Origin of the sequence: Arsenicibacter rosenii, from assembly GCF_001870735.1 — a bacterium.
Taxonomy (GTDB): Bacteria; Bacteroidota; Bacteroidia; order Cytophagales; family Spirosomataceae; genus Arsenicibacter; species Arsenicibacter rosenii.
Genome location: NZ_MORL01000001.1, coordinates 1 through 15,874, shown reverse-complemented (window position 1 = coordinate 15,874; position 15,874 = coordinate 1). Strand labels below are relative to the sequence as shown.

General features: G+C 52.4%; 8 protein-coding genes. 4 read left to right on the top strand and 4 right to left on the bottom strand.

Features of this window, described 5'->3' with window-relative positions; all coding sequences use genetic code 11:
- Positions 1-81: 81 nt before the first annotated feature.
- Positions 82-3,219: a GEVED domain-containing protein gene (locus BLX24_RS00040; RefSeq protein ID WP_071501058.1), complete on the bottom strand. Its 3,138-nt coding sequence runs from the start codon at positions 3,217-3,219 to the stop codon at positions 82-84.
- A 384-nt stretch (positions 3,220-3,603) separates the two neighbouring features.
- On the opposite strand from BLX24_RS00040, the gene BLX24_RS00035 reads away from it, so the two are divergent.
- The 3 genes from BLX24_RS00035 to BLX24_RS00025 all read left to right on the top strand — a co-directional run bounded on the left by BLX24_RS00035 (position 3,604) and on the right by BLX24_RS00025 (position 8,892).
- Positions 3,604-4,344 (top strand): hypothetical protein, encoded by a 741-nt coding sequence (locus BLX24_RS00035; RefSeq protein WP_143092526.1) that lies wholly within the window; start codon positions 3,604-3,606, stop codon positions 4,342-4,344.
- Positions 4,345-4,434: 90 nt separating this feature from the next.
- On the top strand, positions 4,435-5,865 hold the full coding sequence (locus BLX24_RS00030) for an aldehyde dehydrogenase family protein (protein ID WP_071501056.1): 1,431 nt from the start codon (positions 4,435-4,437) through the stop codon (positions 5,863-5,865).
- Positions 5,866-5,919: 54 nt separating this feature from the next.
- Positions 5,920-8,892, top strand: a complete 2,973-nt coding sequence (locus BLX24_RS00025) for a BamA/TamA family outer membrane protein (protein ID WP_071501055.1) — start codon at positions 5,920-5,922, stop codon at positions 8,890-8,892.
- Here the strand turns inward: BLX24_RS00025 and BLX24_RS00020 are convergent.
- The 3 genes from BLX24_RS00020 to topA all read right to left on the bottom strand — a co-directional run bounded on the left by BLX24_RS00020 (position 8,889) and on the right by topA (position 14,456).
- Complete coding sequence (locus BLX24_RS00020) at positions 8,889-10,691, bottom strand: family 10 glycosylhydrolase (RefSeq protein ID WP_071501054.1); 1,803 nt, start codon at positions 10,689-10,691, stop codon at positions 8,889-8,891. The genes BLX24_RS00025 and BLX24_RS00020 overlap by 4 nt on opposite strands.
- 69 nt (positions 10,692-10,760) lie before the next feature.
- Positions 10,761-11,642: a bifunctional 5,10-methylenetetrahydrofolate dehydrogenase/5,10-methenyltetrahydrofolate cyclohydrolase gene (locus tag BLX24_RS00015; protein ID WP_071501053.1), complete on the bottom strand. Its 882-nt coding sequence runs from the start codon at positions 11,640-11,642 to the stop codon at positions 10,761-10,763.
- 243 nt (positions 11,643-11,885) lie between these two features.
- Positions 11,886-14,456, bottom strand: a complete 2,571-nt coding sequence (topA, locus tag BLX24_RS00010) for a type I DNA topoisomerase (protein WP_071501052.1) — start codon at positions 14,454-14,456, stop codon at positions 11,886-11,888.
- Between the two features lie 520 nt (positions 14,457-14,976).
- Between topA and BLX24_RS00005 the strand changes: the two genes are divergently transcribed.
- Positions 14,977-15,642: a YciE/YciF ferroxidase family protein gene (locus BLX24_RS00005; RefSeq protein WP_071501051.1), complete on the top strand. Its 666-nt coding sequence runs from the start codon at positions 14,977-14,979 to the stop codon at positions 15,640-15,642.
- Positions 15,643-15,874 lie beyond the last annotated feature (232 nt).

The following is a 15,874-nucleotide window of genomic DNA, read 5'->3' as shown; positions in this document are numbered from 1 at the left end:
TTGTAAACAAACACTTATATGCCCACTCAAAGAATATGTTCATGATTCAGTATGTATAAATTCTTATCAAACAAAACTTCATTAAGGTTGAATTTCGGTTATACCGATCATGGATCGATTTGATACCCACCTATTAAAATCTGCAGCATTTACTATCGTATTTCCATCTGCATCAATTGACAAATACATACCGACAGCGGCCCTGTTGGCTGACCATTTGTTAAAATCGGCAGCATTTATAATTCCGCTTCCATCGTAATCCCCTACATAAAAGACATACTTGGTTCCTATCAACTTCTCTTGCTGATTACCCCTCGCAACGGTCGCAGCCGTTGTAAAATCAACCACCACTCCGCTCGTTACGGGATTATTAGTCATGACCGCCAGGTGACTTTTATGATGAATCGAGAAATAAACCGTAACCGGAAGATTGGTAAAGCCAATACCTTCAGAACCATCCAGGTTTATCAACGTGCCATCGTTGCGTACCATACCTGCACGTCTATCAATAACCGTACCATCATTCGTTCTTGCAACTATTAAAACCCAGTCAGAAACATTGGCCGGATATGTGTTAACTTGCTCACTACCTGTATAATTCCACGGGGAGGTATTAAACGGTTGCTGCTTCGGCAGGATATTATTTGTAGCTAAATCCGTAGAAAGTAAACCTGTTTGGGTATTAAGAAACCCCTCTAGCAAAAACTTTGCCTTAAATGTGAATGTCGGAATATTTGAGCACTGTATGACCGTGACGGTGGCCGTTGCCCGGCATCCGGCCGCACTGGTCACCGTTACCGAATAAATACTGGCCGTTCCCACATTAATTGTTTGCGTATTGGACCCTGTATTCCACAAAAATGACGTCCCTCCGCTTGCCGTCAGGGTAGCGTTGGTGCCGTTACAGATCGTCAGATTCCCGGTAATGCTTGCGTTAACAGCCGGGGCCTGCGTAATAGTTGCCGATGCAACACTCCGGCAACTATTACCGTCGGTGACCGTTACCGAGTAGGTACCGGTAGCGTTGATCACAATCGTTTGTCCGTTGCCGCCGGTACTCCAGGCATACGACACGCCCGGACTCGATGACAGCGTCATCGTTTGCCCCGCACATAGCTGTGGATTCGAGAGGGAGATGCTTGCCTGGGCAGGCGTATTGATCGTAACGGTCGCCGTACTATTCGGGTTAACGATGCAGTTATTGGCATCCTGAACAGACGACAACGTATACATCGTGGTCTGTCCGGGCGAAACCGGGATAGCGTTCCCGCTTACGTAATTTGCCGTCTGATTGCCGTTGATGGTAATCCGGTATGGCGGCACACCACCCGTAACGCTGGCAGACAGATTAACGGCCTGCGCACCACAAACCGCCGTTGAGCCCGACAGAGAAGAAACAATCTGCGTTGGCTGCGTAATCGTTACCGAACGGATCACTGAGCAGCCCGTTGTGGCATCGCGGATCGTACTGGTATACTGCCCGGCGGCGAGGCCATTGAAAACACCGGTACTGTTTACCGAACCGTTCAGGGTATAAGACAGCGTACCGGTAGCTCCCGTAGCCGAAAGCGTTACCTGCCCGGTTGTCGCGCCGAAACAGGCAATGTTTGTTACGGATGAATTGGCCGTAAAGCACGACGGCGTTCCCTGAATGTTCAGCGTATAATCTTCTGCTTCCCCGAACCGGAGCGTGTTACAAGGATCCGTTACAAGCCCGTCAGTACTATACTGGCTTCGGATGCGGAGCCGGGCCGGGCCGGGTGTCATATCCGACGGAATGGTAATGCTCCCCGTCAGGGTTGGGTTCATGAGCTGGCTGGCCGAACTCTGAAACAGAATTTCGGTTGGGGCCAGCACGCCGTCACGGTTTTTGTCGATCCAGATCGTCGCATGCTGGTTGACATACGTACCAAACCCGCCCGTTACGGCCCGTGCAATAAACGTATAGGTTTGACCCGCATTGACCGTATACTGTGTCTGGCTAAAATCCGAGTAGCGCGACGGATTCGGGTTTCCCGAATTAATCTTACTCAGGGTAGTGCCCTGAATGATGAAATCCGAAATTTCCGGCACAAAGTTGGCTACCGGCTGGCTGTAGGTCGGGGCGCAGTAGAACAGCGTCGACGTTACCTGTTGGGTCGTTGAATACTGAGTTGACGCGTTGGATGCCTTGACCCGGTAATAGTAAGTAGTATACGGCGCTAACGTGGCGTCGACGTACGACAGTGAGGTTGGCGCAATACCGGCCAGGGGCGTAAAATCTCCTGTGGCGCTGGTAGCCCTTTCAATGATAAAGCCGGCAGCATTATTGCCGGTAAAGGTAAACTGAATCAAGGCCCCCTGTGCTGTCATAGTCACCACCAGGTTCGAGGGAGCGGCCAGATTGGGAGTGGCACAATCAAGGGTATACTCGTTTCCGGAATCCGTACGCAACAGAAGCCCGTCTGCCATCCGTGTATACTGCCCTGCCGAAAACCTGTTGACGCAAAGCGTATAATACGACATGATATTGGTCATATCGGGGGCAAACAGGTCATTGTTGGCATCTCTGGCAGTACCCGTATAGGTACAACCCGATGTAGTGGCACCTGATAACCCGTAAGGATCAGCCGGTGTATCGCAGACATAATCACCTGCAGTTGAACAGTTTGCTGTAAATGGCCGGCCGTTTTGCGGATCTCCCGGACGGATCACCAGCTCTTTCCGCGACGGATCGAATGTATTGTTATTGTTTTCAAACGTATGATAGAGGTTAAAATAATGGCCGAGTTCGTGGGCGAGTGTATAATTGTTAGTAAGACGTGAACCAAGTGAAAAAACCCGGTTAGTAATCGCACTCGGATCAGGGAAATAGGCATACCCCCCCACCGCAGCCCCACCATTAGTGATGCTGTTAAGCAGATACACGTTTACCGCGTTGTTCACATAATGCGCCGCTACCAGGTCATCCTCTTCACTGGTATCCATGTCGAACCAAAGCGAACTATTGATGTAATTCGGCGCAGAACCACACATGTAAAAAGAAATGCCGGCCTGCTTATACAACTGATTCAGAAGCACAAGCCCCTGATTAATAGTGGTAATATCAGGACCGCCGGTTCCGTCATCACGCCTCAGGACATGAAACCGGATCGGGATGTATTGCAAAGATGATGCCGCTTTGTTGGTCTTCGCCTGTTTAAGGCGCACAATCCATTGCTGGTACTCGCTTTCCTGCAATCGGGAAGGCGATGATGTACCACAGGCAACTTGCGCGTAGGCCGCATGTAAACCACATCTACCGGCAATAACTAGTAAAATGAACCATATAGTTTTTGCATACTTCATACTGTGGTACGCTGGGGCTGTATAAGAATGTACCTCTACCTGAAATACTTCCTGTTACTAACACAAACACTATGCCAACATGACATCTCCGTTTTTAGAAGATAATACCACTCAAAGTCAATAAGTAACGCAGAAATCAAGAAAATATCTTAAAAATCCCTTTTAATATCTATTTTATACATACGCTAATATTTCAAAACAAGATTTTTTAACCTGAAGTCTATTTATGGAAACGTAAACAAAAAAATCATGACTCAACGGATGATTTTGATCAGTATGCTTCCCCTTCTGTTACTGTCCTGTGGCAAGCAGGGAGGCTTTACGGATACGCTGGGCAATGCGGCCGGCTCTGCCAGTCCGGTTCTGGCGCGTGAAGTGGTTGGTATACACATGCTTTCTGCCGATACCGATTATCGTGAGCCTTGTCATTATGTGACAGAAGGACTTATTAAGCAAACATTCGGTATAGACCATGATGCCGAACTTATTGAAAACACACAGGCCAACGGCTGCACCTTTGAGTGGGACGGCCGCGTAGTACGGATTGCCTTTGGCGGTCATAAGCCGTATGCCTCTGTCTATCATGCTGAATATGCGTTCGATAAGCGATACCAGCCCAAACAGGCCGGTGTAACGTCAGGGTTAGGCGGTGCCGACGGTCCGGCCGAAGCCGCCTCGGGTCCGAATCCGGCAGGTACGGCAGGATCGGTAGGTACGCCGGCTCAGATTCCGGGCAACAAACGGGACTCTACCATGGCAAATGACACGTCCCGTACCCCTGCCCACATTACGCCCCGGGCCAGCATGCCTACCGAAAAAGCAGAAAGTCAGGGTGCGTTCGTGGCCATGAAGGGAATCGGCGATAAAGCACTCTGGGAACCGGGCCGCAACACCATACATGTACTCTATAATAATCACATTATAAATGTGCAGATCATGGCGGGTGAAACGCAGGCGAAACAAAAGCAACAGGCGGCCATGCTTGCGAGGGTGCTGATTGACGGACTCAGTCACTGATCAAAACCGATAAATTATACCGAAGCGTCTGTACTCAGTAGGAGGCAGACGCTTTTTTTGTACTTTTATACAACATAATATGTTTCTGCCATGAATACACTTCCCATTGAATTTGATCTGAGCCAGGAGATCCAGCTCGTTTTTGATAAACAGCGCCAGTATGCCCCGCAAATGGCACTAACCACCGCTGCCGATCGGATTGAACGCCTTAACCGAATCGAAACCTGGGTACATGACCATGAGCAGGCTATTTTTAAAGCCCTGTACGACGACTTCCGGAAACCACCGGCAGAAGTATTACTTGGCGATCTGGGCATTCTGCTGCACGAAATCAGCTATATCCGGAAACACCTCCGTCAGTGGATGCGTCCGCAGCGCGTAGCCACCCCCCTGCCGCTCATCGGTACGCGCAGCCATGTGCATCATGAACCTAAAGGCAACGTGCTGATCATCGCTCCGTGGAATTATCCGTTCGGTCTGGTGCTTAAACCCCTGGTTTCGGCCATCGCGGCCGGCAATGTGGCCATTCTGAAGCCGTCTGAGATGACGCCGCATACCACAACCTTACTGCAGCGCATGATCCGCGAGCTCTTTCCGCGCGAGGAGGTAGCACTGTTCGACGGAGGGGCTGAAGTTTCTCAGGCATTACTCGACCTGCCGTTTAACCATATTTTCTTTACCGGCAGTCCGGCCATCGGCAAGATCGTTATGGCGGCAGCAGCCCGTCACCTCACGTCGGTTACGCTCGAACTCGGCGGCAAATCGCCCGTGATTATCGATGATACCGTAAATCCGAAAACAGCGGCCCGACAGGTTGCCTGGGCGAAATGCTTCAATAACGGGCAAACCTGCATCGCACCGGATTATGTGCTGATTCATGAGTCGAAAAAAGAGGCTTTTCTGAGTGCCTTTCAGGATGCCGTCAGAGCCATGTATTCGCCCGATGGCAAACCAATTAAGGAGTCCGGCAGCTATAACCGGATCATTAACCACCGGCATTTTCAGCGGGTGACCGGGCTAATCAGTGAGGCGGTAACGCGGGGTGCCCGCATCCGGATCGGGGGGCAGACCGATGCCGCCGACCGCTTTCTGGAACCCACTGTCCTCGACAACCTTACCGACGACATGGCCATTATGCAGGAGGAAATTTTCGGGCCGGTGCTGCCGGTACTGACTTTTACCCACCTCGACGAAGCACTGCTCCGCATCCGGAATCGGGAAAAACCGCTGGCACTTTACATTCAGAGCCGCAGCCAGCGCAACATCGACTACATTATGGCCCGGACAACGGCCGGCGATACGGTCATCAATGACCTGATGAGTCAGATTGCCCAGACCTCCCTCCCGTTTGGCGGGGTAAACAACAGCGGAATCGGTAAGTCGAACGGGATTTACGGCTTTCAGGAATTCTCGAACCTGCGCGGCGTTGTCCGGCGCGAATACGGGACCTCGTCCATTGTTTTTCCGCCCTATACCGGCTTTGTCGAAAAGCTGATCTCATTCCTTGTCAAGAAAGGTTAACTGCAGGCGGCCCGGAATTTGGGTAATTAGGGATATTTCGTTATTTCGTAGCTGATGACGACGAGAACACGACTTACTCTGGCAGGCTGCCTGCTCACTACCCTGAGTGCTCTGGCCCAAACCTTTCCTGTACTGCAGCAAACACCCGGCAGTTTGCCCTGGTACCAGCTGAAAACGCCCCATTTCAGGGTGCTGTATCCCGAAGGCTTTGCACAGCGGGCGCAGCAAACCGCCCAACGTCTGGAACAGGTTTATGAGCCGGTGAGTGCCTCACTGGACCGCAAACCCCGCCCCATTTCGATTCTGCTGCAAAACCAGACAACGATCAATAACGGGTATGTAACCCTCTTCCCGCGTAAATCTGAGTTTTTCACGGCCACCCCGCAGGCACCGTCGCTGACCGGTACCAACGAATGGCTCGATCTGCTGGCCGTTCATGAATACCGCCACGTGGTACAGAACGAAAAGGCTCTTCAGGGGCTTACCGGTCTGGTCCACACCCTGTTCGGCAATTATGCACAGGCGGGGATGATGCTGGGCGTACCGGACTGGTTTGCCGAAGGCGACGCGGTCGGAACAGAAACCCTGCTGACGCGGAGCGGCCGGGGCCGGATTCCGAACTTTGATCTGGGTATGCGCGCCAACCGCCTGTCTGGCCAAGACTTCAACTATGCCAAAGCCGTTGCGGGCTCGTACCGCGACAACGTACCCGACCATTATGTACTCGGTTATTTCCTGAGCACTAACCTCAAGAACAATTACGGAATCAATGCCTGGAGCAAGGTCCTGAACCGCTATTACGCGTTTCCGCTCTATCCGTTTTCGTTTTCAAACAGCCTGAAATCAGTCACCAAATACCGCGTCGAAGAACTATACCGGCGCACGATGGCTGATCTTGACGAAACCCTGCGCAAACAGCAGGAAAACCTCCGCCTGACCCCTGCCCGTCCGTTTGCAACCCAACCGGAAAAAGGGCTGGATGGCAACGTTGTATATACGAACTACCAATATCCGCAGTATACCTCCGACAGCACCGTTATCGCCGTTAAAAACGGCTTGGGCGATATTACGCAGCTGGTCTCCCTCTCCCCCTCGGGCAAAGAACATAAACTGTTTGTGCCCGGTCTGTTCAATGATCCCGAGTATTTTTCGGTGGGTGGCAACAAAGCCTGCTGGGTAGAGTACCGGTATCAGCCCCGCTGGAACATGAAGGTCTGGTCGGAAATCCGGGTGCTCGACCTGAAAACCGGAAAATTATTCGGCCCCTTCGGCCAGCGTTTTTCTGACAAAAGCCGGTATACCGCCGTCTCGCTCTCGCCCGACGGCACCAAAATTGTTGCGGTTGAAAACACCCCTGAAGGAATCAATAAACTCGTTGTCATAGAGGCCGAAGCGGGTGGGGTCGTTACCGTAATTGAGAACCCGGCCAACGATATTTACCTGCATCCGCGCTGGAAAGCCGACAACAAAAGTATTGTGGTGGTTGCCCAGCAACACCGCGGCAAGTCCGCTCCGGCCGGCAAAACCATTCAGGTAATAAACGCTGAATCAGGGGCCAGAACGGATGTACTGCCACTTACGCAGGAAAACATCAGCCACCCGCAGCCCTGGGGCGATTATGTGCTGTATAACTCACCGCAGTCGGGCATCGACAATATTTATGCGGTTGATACCCGGAATGGTCAGACGTTTCAGGTAACCTCGCGGCCCTTTGGCGCTTACCAGGCGGCTATTTCGCCGGATCAGAAGCGCATGGCATTTCAGGATTTTACCGCCGACCGCCGCAAAGGCACCGGCTTCCGGATTGCCGAAATGGGGCTGAATCCGGCCGAATGGGTGCCCGCCAGCCAGGTCAAAGACCAGCATATCCGTTATTTCGGGCCTTCACTCAATAAAGAGACGGGTACTCAGGCAACCCTCTCGGCCCTCGACAACCCTTACCCGAAAGATACGTTTCCGGTCAGGCGGTACCGCCGGTTGCCACACGCCCTCAATCTGATTGGCTTCGGCCCCGCCGCCGCTTCAGACGGGCAGAACTTCACCGCCTCTCTCGAATCGCAGGATTTGCTGGCTACGACGCAAGCTTCCGTTGGCTACAGCTTCAACCAGTCAGAAAAAACGGGTACTGTTTTCGGGGCCGTTAGTTATCAGGGCCTGTTCCCGGTTTTCGACCTGACGTTCCAGAGCGGCAACCGGACAACATCGATCTATATCGACCGCCGGACCCCGCTGGACAGTCTGCGCTCGGATTCGTGGCAATACAACCAGCTATCGGCCGGGGTACGCCTGCCGTTTGTCCTGACACAGTCAAAGTTCCGCCAAAACCTGACCTTGTCGGCCTACTACAATCTGTTCACCGTTAAAGGGTATACTCTGCCGGGGCGGTACTACTCCGAAGTCGGCAACGCGGGTGGTCTCTATGCCATGACCTACGGCCTCAGTTATTCGTTGCTGCTGAAACAAAGCAAACGTGACGTTGCTCCCCGCCTCGGCATCACGCTCTCAGGTATTATGCGGCATACGCCGTTTGGTGGTTCCTTATCGGGGCAGCAGTTCGGCGTTCAGGGCAATTTATTCCTGCCCGGCATCGGCAAACACCACTCGATCCGGCTGCGGGGTGGTTTCCAGCAACAGAATCAGCTGGAAGCCAATACGTACCGGTTCTCCAGCACGATCTTTTTCCCGCGCGGCCACGCCTATACCAGCCACGACCAGCTATTGGTCGGCAGTGCGGAGTATCGCCTGCCCCTGGCCAGTCCGCACTGGACAATCGGCCGCTTGCTTTACATTCAGCGAGTCGTAGCGGCCGGGTTTATAGACGCCGGTAGCGGCAAGAGCATGTATCCGACCGCATCAGGCCAGCGCCAGGCATTTCAGGAGCAATTCCAGTCGGTGGGAGCCGACCTGTTGTTTACCTTTAACGTCTTGCGCTTCCGGCAACCGTTCAGTGTGGGTGCCCGGGCGATCTATAATGTCAACACCGGCCTGATGACGTACGAGCCACTCGTACTCGATATCGGTTTCTAAGGCTGCACAATCATCCGGCGGCTTAACCGGATCTGGTTCACCGACAAGGTGAGCAAATACATGCCCGACGGCAGGTTGCCGGCCCGATACATCACCTGATGCGGACCGGCAGCCTGCCGTTCGTTTATTAGTTCAGCCAGTTCACGACCCGTCAGGTCCTGTACTGTCAGCCGCACATCACCCGCCCGCAGCAAGGTATACGAAATCATCGTTTCTCCGCTGAACGGGTTTGGGGCGTTTACCAGGGCATCGGCCGTCAAACCGGCTTCGCCGCCCAGAATCAGCGCTACAGAAACCGGATTAGAGGGTGCACTTTCGTTATGGAGCCGGTCGAGCGCCGTTACAACATACGTATACGGCTCGCCTTTTTTCAGGGTAGCATCCACAAAAAGCGTTGTATCCATTGGCGTTACGGCCAGCAACGCATCTGCCTGACTAATATCCACCGCTGCATTTTTCGGGAAACGATACACGGCAAACTGCCGGATTCTGTCCATCGGGCCGGTTCCGGTCTCTGGCCGGTTCCAGCGCAGGGTGGCACTCACCTCACTACTCGTTACGAGCAGCGTCGGGGCGGGTGGCGCCACCGCATCTTTCCAGGTCATGGCAGGCATGAGGGCCGGTCGGGCAAACAACCGGTTCCGCAGGGAATCCCGCAACCCCAGCGGATTGCTGATTACGGAGGTGGTATTATACAGAATATTGCCCTGCACGTTGGCCATCTGCCGGTTAAACTGAATCTGGTTCGGAATCTGGGTGGGTGTCAGCCAGTTTACGTTGCTGTCGTTATTGACCCGGTAAGCCGCCTGCCCGATGTACAGGTGGCGGCCCGGCGAGGCCTTCATCACGTTATCCCACCACGGGACCAGCACGGAGTAATCGGCCGCCGCAAAGCCCATGTGCCAGTAGACCTGCGGCGCAATGTAGTCGAGCCAGCCCTGCTGAATCCATTTCCGTGAGTCGGCATAAATCTCGTTGTATCCCTGCAACCCGCTGGTGGCTGACCCGAGCGGCTGGGCCGTTGACCGGTTTTGCCAGATCCCAAACGGCGAAATGCCGAATTTAACATAGGGCTTTAGGGCTTTGATGCTGTCAGATACCTGCTTTACGAGCAGATCGATGTTATCCCGCCGCCAGTCGTCGCGTTTTGTAATGCCACGGTTATGTATGGCATAGGTTGAATCGTCGGAAAAAGTCAGACCGGTCTGGGGGTATGGGTAAAAGTAATCGTCGAAGTGGATACCGTCAATGTCATAGCGCCGCACCACATCCATCACCACTTTTGTCACATAATTCCGTACGTCCGGCAGGCCGGGGTTCAGGATACGCAGATTGCCCTGGGCCAGCAGCCATTCCGGATGCGTTCTGACCACATGCGCAGGGTCTAGCTGCGCCGTGTTGATGTTGGAAACGGCCCGGTAGGGGTTCATCCAGGCGTGGAATTCAATGCCGCGTTTCCGGCATTCGGTAATCATGAACTGAAGCGGGTCGTAATAGGGCTGCGGGGCCTGTCCCTGTTTTCCGGACAGCACTTCGGCCCACGGCTCCAGCGTACTCGGGTAGGTGGCGTCGCAAACGCTGCGGATCTGGACTACTACGGCGTTGATTCCTGCCTGCTGGTGCTGATTCAGGATATTGATAAACTGTTGCTGCTGCTGGTCGGCCGGCAATCCTTTGCGTGAGGGCCAGTCAATGTTGCCGACGGTCGCAATCCAGGCCCCCCGGAACTCCCGTTTGGGCTGGGCATAGGTATGGAAAACAGTAAGGAAAAGAAGAGTGATAAACGTTATGTGCTTCATCTATATGCGGAGTAGAACGTAAAAAAGCTGCGTTTCCACAGCTTTTCAAAACCTGTTTATGTTAATATCTTACGGATAAATCTCCCGCTTGGCGGATTTCAATGTGTTTTGCATCAGCGAGCAGATAGTCATCAGCCCTACCCCGCCCGGAACCGGCGTAATGAAGCTGGCTTTGGGGGCAACTTCATCAAACTTCACGTCGCCTTTCAGGGCAAAGCCACTTTTTTTGGTGGCATCCGGCACGCGCTCCAGCCCCACGTCAATGACAACCGCGCCTTCTTTCACCATATCGGCAGTCACAAACTCCGGACGCCCCAGCGCGGCCACCAGAATGTCGGCCGACCGGCAGATTTCGGCCAGATTCTGCGTCCGGCTGTGGGTAATGGTTACGGTACTGTTGCCCGGATAGGTGTTGCGCTGCATCAGAATGCTCATCGGCAGGCCCACAATCTGGCTACGGCCTACGACCACACAATGCTTGCCGGCGGTTTCGATATTATACCGCTTCAGCATTTCCAGAATACCCTGCGGCGTCGCTGAGATATACGCCGGCAGGCCCTTTGCCATCCGCCCGATATTGATCGGATGGAACCCGTCCACGTCTTTGGCAGGCGCAATGGTTTCCATGACCTTATCGGCCGAAATATGATCAGGAAGCGGCAGTTGAACGATCAGGCCATCCATATCCGGATCGTCGTTTACTTTCCGCACAGCATCCAGAAGCTCGTCTTCCGTCACGGAATCATCGAAGCGAATCAGCGTTGACTTCATGCCAACCTCTTCGCAACTCTTCATTTTACTGGCTACGTAGGTCTCGCTCCGACCCAGTGTACCCACCAGAATGGCCACTAAATGCGGGATTTTACCGCCGGCCTCTCTGATTGCTGCGACCTCTGCCGCAATTTCCTGCTTGATCTGTGCTGAAAGAAACTTCCCGTCTAATAACTGCATACTATCTCTGAATAATCGATCGGAACCGCTAAGTGTCAAAAATCAGCACGAAAGTACGACGGATTCTGCAATTTGGCCAAAAACGAAATCCGGGAAGGGGCTAAAACCGGGGTCTTTACCAACAGAAAATCCCGGCAAGCAAACGCCCGCCGGGATTTGTCCCTAATCCACACTATGGAAGACCCATAGCTGAATTAATAACGTAAATTCTTAACTGATAGATTTGTAAGTTGACCCTGAAGGTCACTTTTTCGTCTTCTTTGCTGCCGTACCAACCTTCGTGGTTGACTTTGCGGCTGCTTTTTTCGGAGCATCAGCTGATTTATCGGCTTTGGCCTTCCCTTTTTCCGCAGCTGCCGGTTCGCCGGCCAGCGCCAGACAATCGTCAAGCGTCAGAGAGGCAGGGTCTGTATCTTTCGGAATTTTTATGTTCCGCTTCCCCACCGCGATATACGGTCCATACATCCCGTTCACGACTTTTACTGATGGGTTCCCGGCAAACTCCTTGATGTATTTATTGCTCTCGGCCTGCCGTTTCTGCAGAATCAGTTCAATGGCGCGATCCAGTGTGATGCCGGCAAGTGTATCCCCTTTAGGCAGCGAGATGTATTTATCTTCGAATTTCACATACGGGCCAAATCGGCCTTTCCCGGTCGACACAGGCTTACCCTCGTATTCACCCAGCGTATCACTCGCCGACTCGGCGCGTTTCTGCTGAATCAGTTCAATCGCCCGCTCCGCCGAAACCGTATACGGGTCGTCGTCTTTGGCCAGCGACACATATTTATCGTCGTGTTTGACATAGGGGCCGAATTTACCGACACCGATCACCATCGGTTTATCTTCAAAAAATCCGACTTCGCGGGGCAGGGCAAAGAGTTCAAGCGCTTCCTGCAACGAAATGGTCTCAATCAGCTGATCCTTGCGCAGGTTGGCAAACTGTGGTTTTTCGTCATCCGTCGCTTCTCCGATCTGCACATACGCCCCGTACCGACCCAGGCGAGCCGAGACTTTTTTGCCCGTACGCGGATCAAGACCCAACTCTCGGGCACCGGTTTTAAACGAAGCCACGGATGTGCCCTGAATCGTTTCAACGTTCTGGTGGAAATCCCCGTAGAACGATTCAAGCATTTTCTGCCAGTCGAGCTTGCCTTCCGCAATTTCGTCAAACTCCTTCTCGACGGATGCCGTAAATTTAAAGTCGACGATGTCGGGGAAATATTCTACCAGAAAATCATTTACCACAACGCCCGTATTGGTCGGGAAGAGTTTGGATTTTTCGGAGCCGAAAGTCTCCTTGCCTACGGTTTCCTGAATTTGCCCGCGTTGCAGGGTCATTTCCTTAAACTCGCGCTGCTGTCCCGGACGATCTTCCTTAATGACATACCCCCGGTTTATGATCGTTGAAATGGTCGGTGCATAGGTCGACGGACGGCCGATGCCCATTTCTTCAAGTTTCTTGACAAGGCTGGCTTCCGCGTAGCGCGGCTGAGGACGGGTAAATTTTTCGGTCGCCTTCATCTCGCCCAGATTCAGGTTCTGACCGATCAGCAACGGAGGCAGCATGCCTTTGGCTTCTTCGTCCTCGTCGTCTTTCGATTCCAGATAAACTTTCAGGAAGCCGTCGAATTTGATCACCTCCCCCTGAGCAATCAGCTCTTCAGGCGTAGTCGAAATGGAAATGGTTGCCGTTGTCCGTTCCAGCTGGGCATCGGCCATCTGCGAGGCAATCGACCGTTTCCAGATCAGTTCGTAAAGGCGCTTTTCATCTTTATTGGCACCGGCCGAGCGGTCGCTGAAATTAGTCGGCCGGATGGCTTCGTGGGCTTCCTGCGCCGATTCATTTTTCGTCCGGTACTGCCGGGTATGCACGTAGCGGTCACCAAACTCGGTTTCGATCTCTGCCTTAGCCTTATCAATCGCTTCCTGTGACAGATTGGTTGAGTCGGTACGCATATACGAGATCTTACCGGCCTCGTAGAGTGCCTGGGCAAGGCGCATGGTCCGGTCAACCGAGAAGCTCAGTTTCCGGGAGGCTTCCTGTTGCAGGGTCGAGGTGGTAAACGGAGGAGCCGGTGATTTTTTCGCCGGTTTTGTTTCCAGATTTTTAATGCTGAACACGGCAGCCACACAGCGTTCCAGGAAGGTACGGGCTTCGGCCTGCGTTGCAAAGTTTTTCGGCAGTTCAGCATTCAGCACCTTATTACCGTCGACGATAAACCGGGCGGTAACCTTAAAGCTGGATTTAGACTGGTGCTTTTCAATTTCGCGTTCCCGCTCAACCACCAGCCGCAGAGCTACCGACTGCACACGGCCCGCCGACAGGCCGGTACTGCCTCCTTTAATTTTGCGCCATAACACCGGAGAAAGCTCATAGCCAACCAGGCGGTCAAGCACACGGCGGGCCTGCTGGGCATTTACCAGATCCAGATCAATGGTGCGCGGCGCCTGGATCGAATTCAGGATAGCGTTTTTTGTGATCTCGCGGAAAACGATCCGCTTGGTGTTGTCGCGCAGCCCCAGTGCTTCTTTCAGGTGCCAGGAAATGGCCTCTCCTTCGCGGTCGTCGTCCGTAGCAAGCCAGACCTCCTCGGCATCTTTAGCCAGTTTTTTCAGCTCACTTACCAACTGCCGTTTATCCGGTGAAATTTCATAGGAAGGCCGGAAGCCATTCTGTACATCTACAGCCATACCGTCTTTCGGCAGGTCACGGACGTGCCCGAAGCTCGATTTAACCGTAAAGTCTTTTCCTAAATATCCTTCAATCGTCTTCGCCTTCGCCGGCGATTCAACAATGACTAAGTTTTTTGTCATAATACAGGTTGCAGGTTGTTTTCACCACGACCAATCTACCATTTACATACGCATAGTCCGGGTCGCTTTCTTCCCAAAAACCTATCTTTTGCGCCAAAGATAGGAGCAAAATTAGTATTGCAAACAAAATATGAACGAAGTTGCCAGCCAGAAAGCAGGAAGATGGGGTCTTCAAATAATCGTTTTTCGGTGCGATTGTTTGGGAGTTGGCTATACTTTTTAAACATTTTTCAAGGCTTTATCGTTCGGTGCTGCCAGGCATAAATAGCCTGAAACATCATAAAAAACGGGTTTTGTACACCAAGTGACCATTTTTTCTCTGATACGGGTAAACCAACCAAAGCGTTTCAGCGGCCTTCCGTTACAGGCTGGCTTCCCAACCGGAATTTTACGCTACAGTGACTGTAGACTTCTTGCCTCAATCTCCCTCCCTACCCCTTCGTTAGGATGCTGACCATCAGCACATGGCACAGTTATTGACTGTAAATGAACTTGTTACATCTTTTAAATACTCAATGCTATGGCTTCTCTAATGGACAAAATTTCAAACTTCTTCAGTGGTAACGATACCGATACAGAAGGTCTGCATGGTTTATTCATTCATGAACTACGCGGAATTTATTATACGGAAACACAATTAGTGGATGCACTGGCTGAATTAGCCGACGCATCTACCACGGATGAAGTCAGAAACGGCTTTCTGCAACACCAGCAGGAAACCCGTGGTCAGGTGGAACGGCTTGAGCGCGTGTTCCGTAGCCTGAACCTGCATGTTGATGACATGACCTGCGACGCCGTTGACGGACTGATCTCCGATGCGCGTACCATTATTTCAGATACGGAATCAGGCTCGCTAACCCGCGATGCGGCATTGATCATCTGCGGACAAAAAACCGAACATCACGAAATTGCGGTCTATGGATCACTCGTAACGCTGGCCCGTGTACTTGGCTATACAGAAGCAACGCAGTTGCTCGACCAGACGTTACAGGAAGAAAAGAACGCGGATAAAAAGCTGACTCAACTGGCTGAATCATTTATTAACCAGCGGGCCGCCGGTGAAAGCGACCGGACCACACCATACCGAAACGACAATGATGACGACATAACAACCGATGGTGGTATGCTCGACCCGACGTATCGTCGCAGTCAGGATGCTACGCTGGGAGGTATGTCGGGTATCTGACCGGATTACCTTTTTATATCCACATCAAAAAAGGCGGCTTTCATCTGAAGCCGCCTTTTTACATACCGGAACTCACTATTTCACCTAATTTTTCTTTTCCAAACCACCGAGTCAATAATGAGTCGGTTCCTCTCCTACTTAACAATATTTTTTATTTAAGCCCTGACAACACAGTTGGCGGAGGCTGTTCTGGTTCTATATGTTTAATTCAAGTTGCGTGATATAGAGTTTT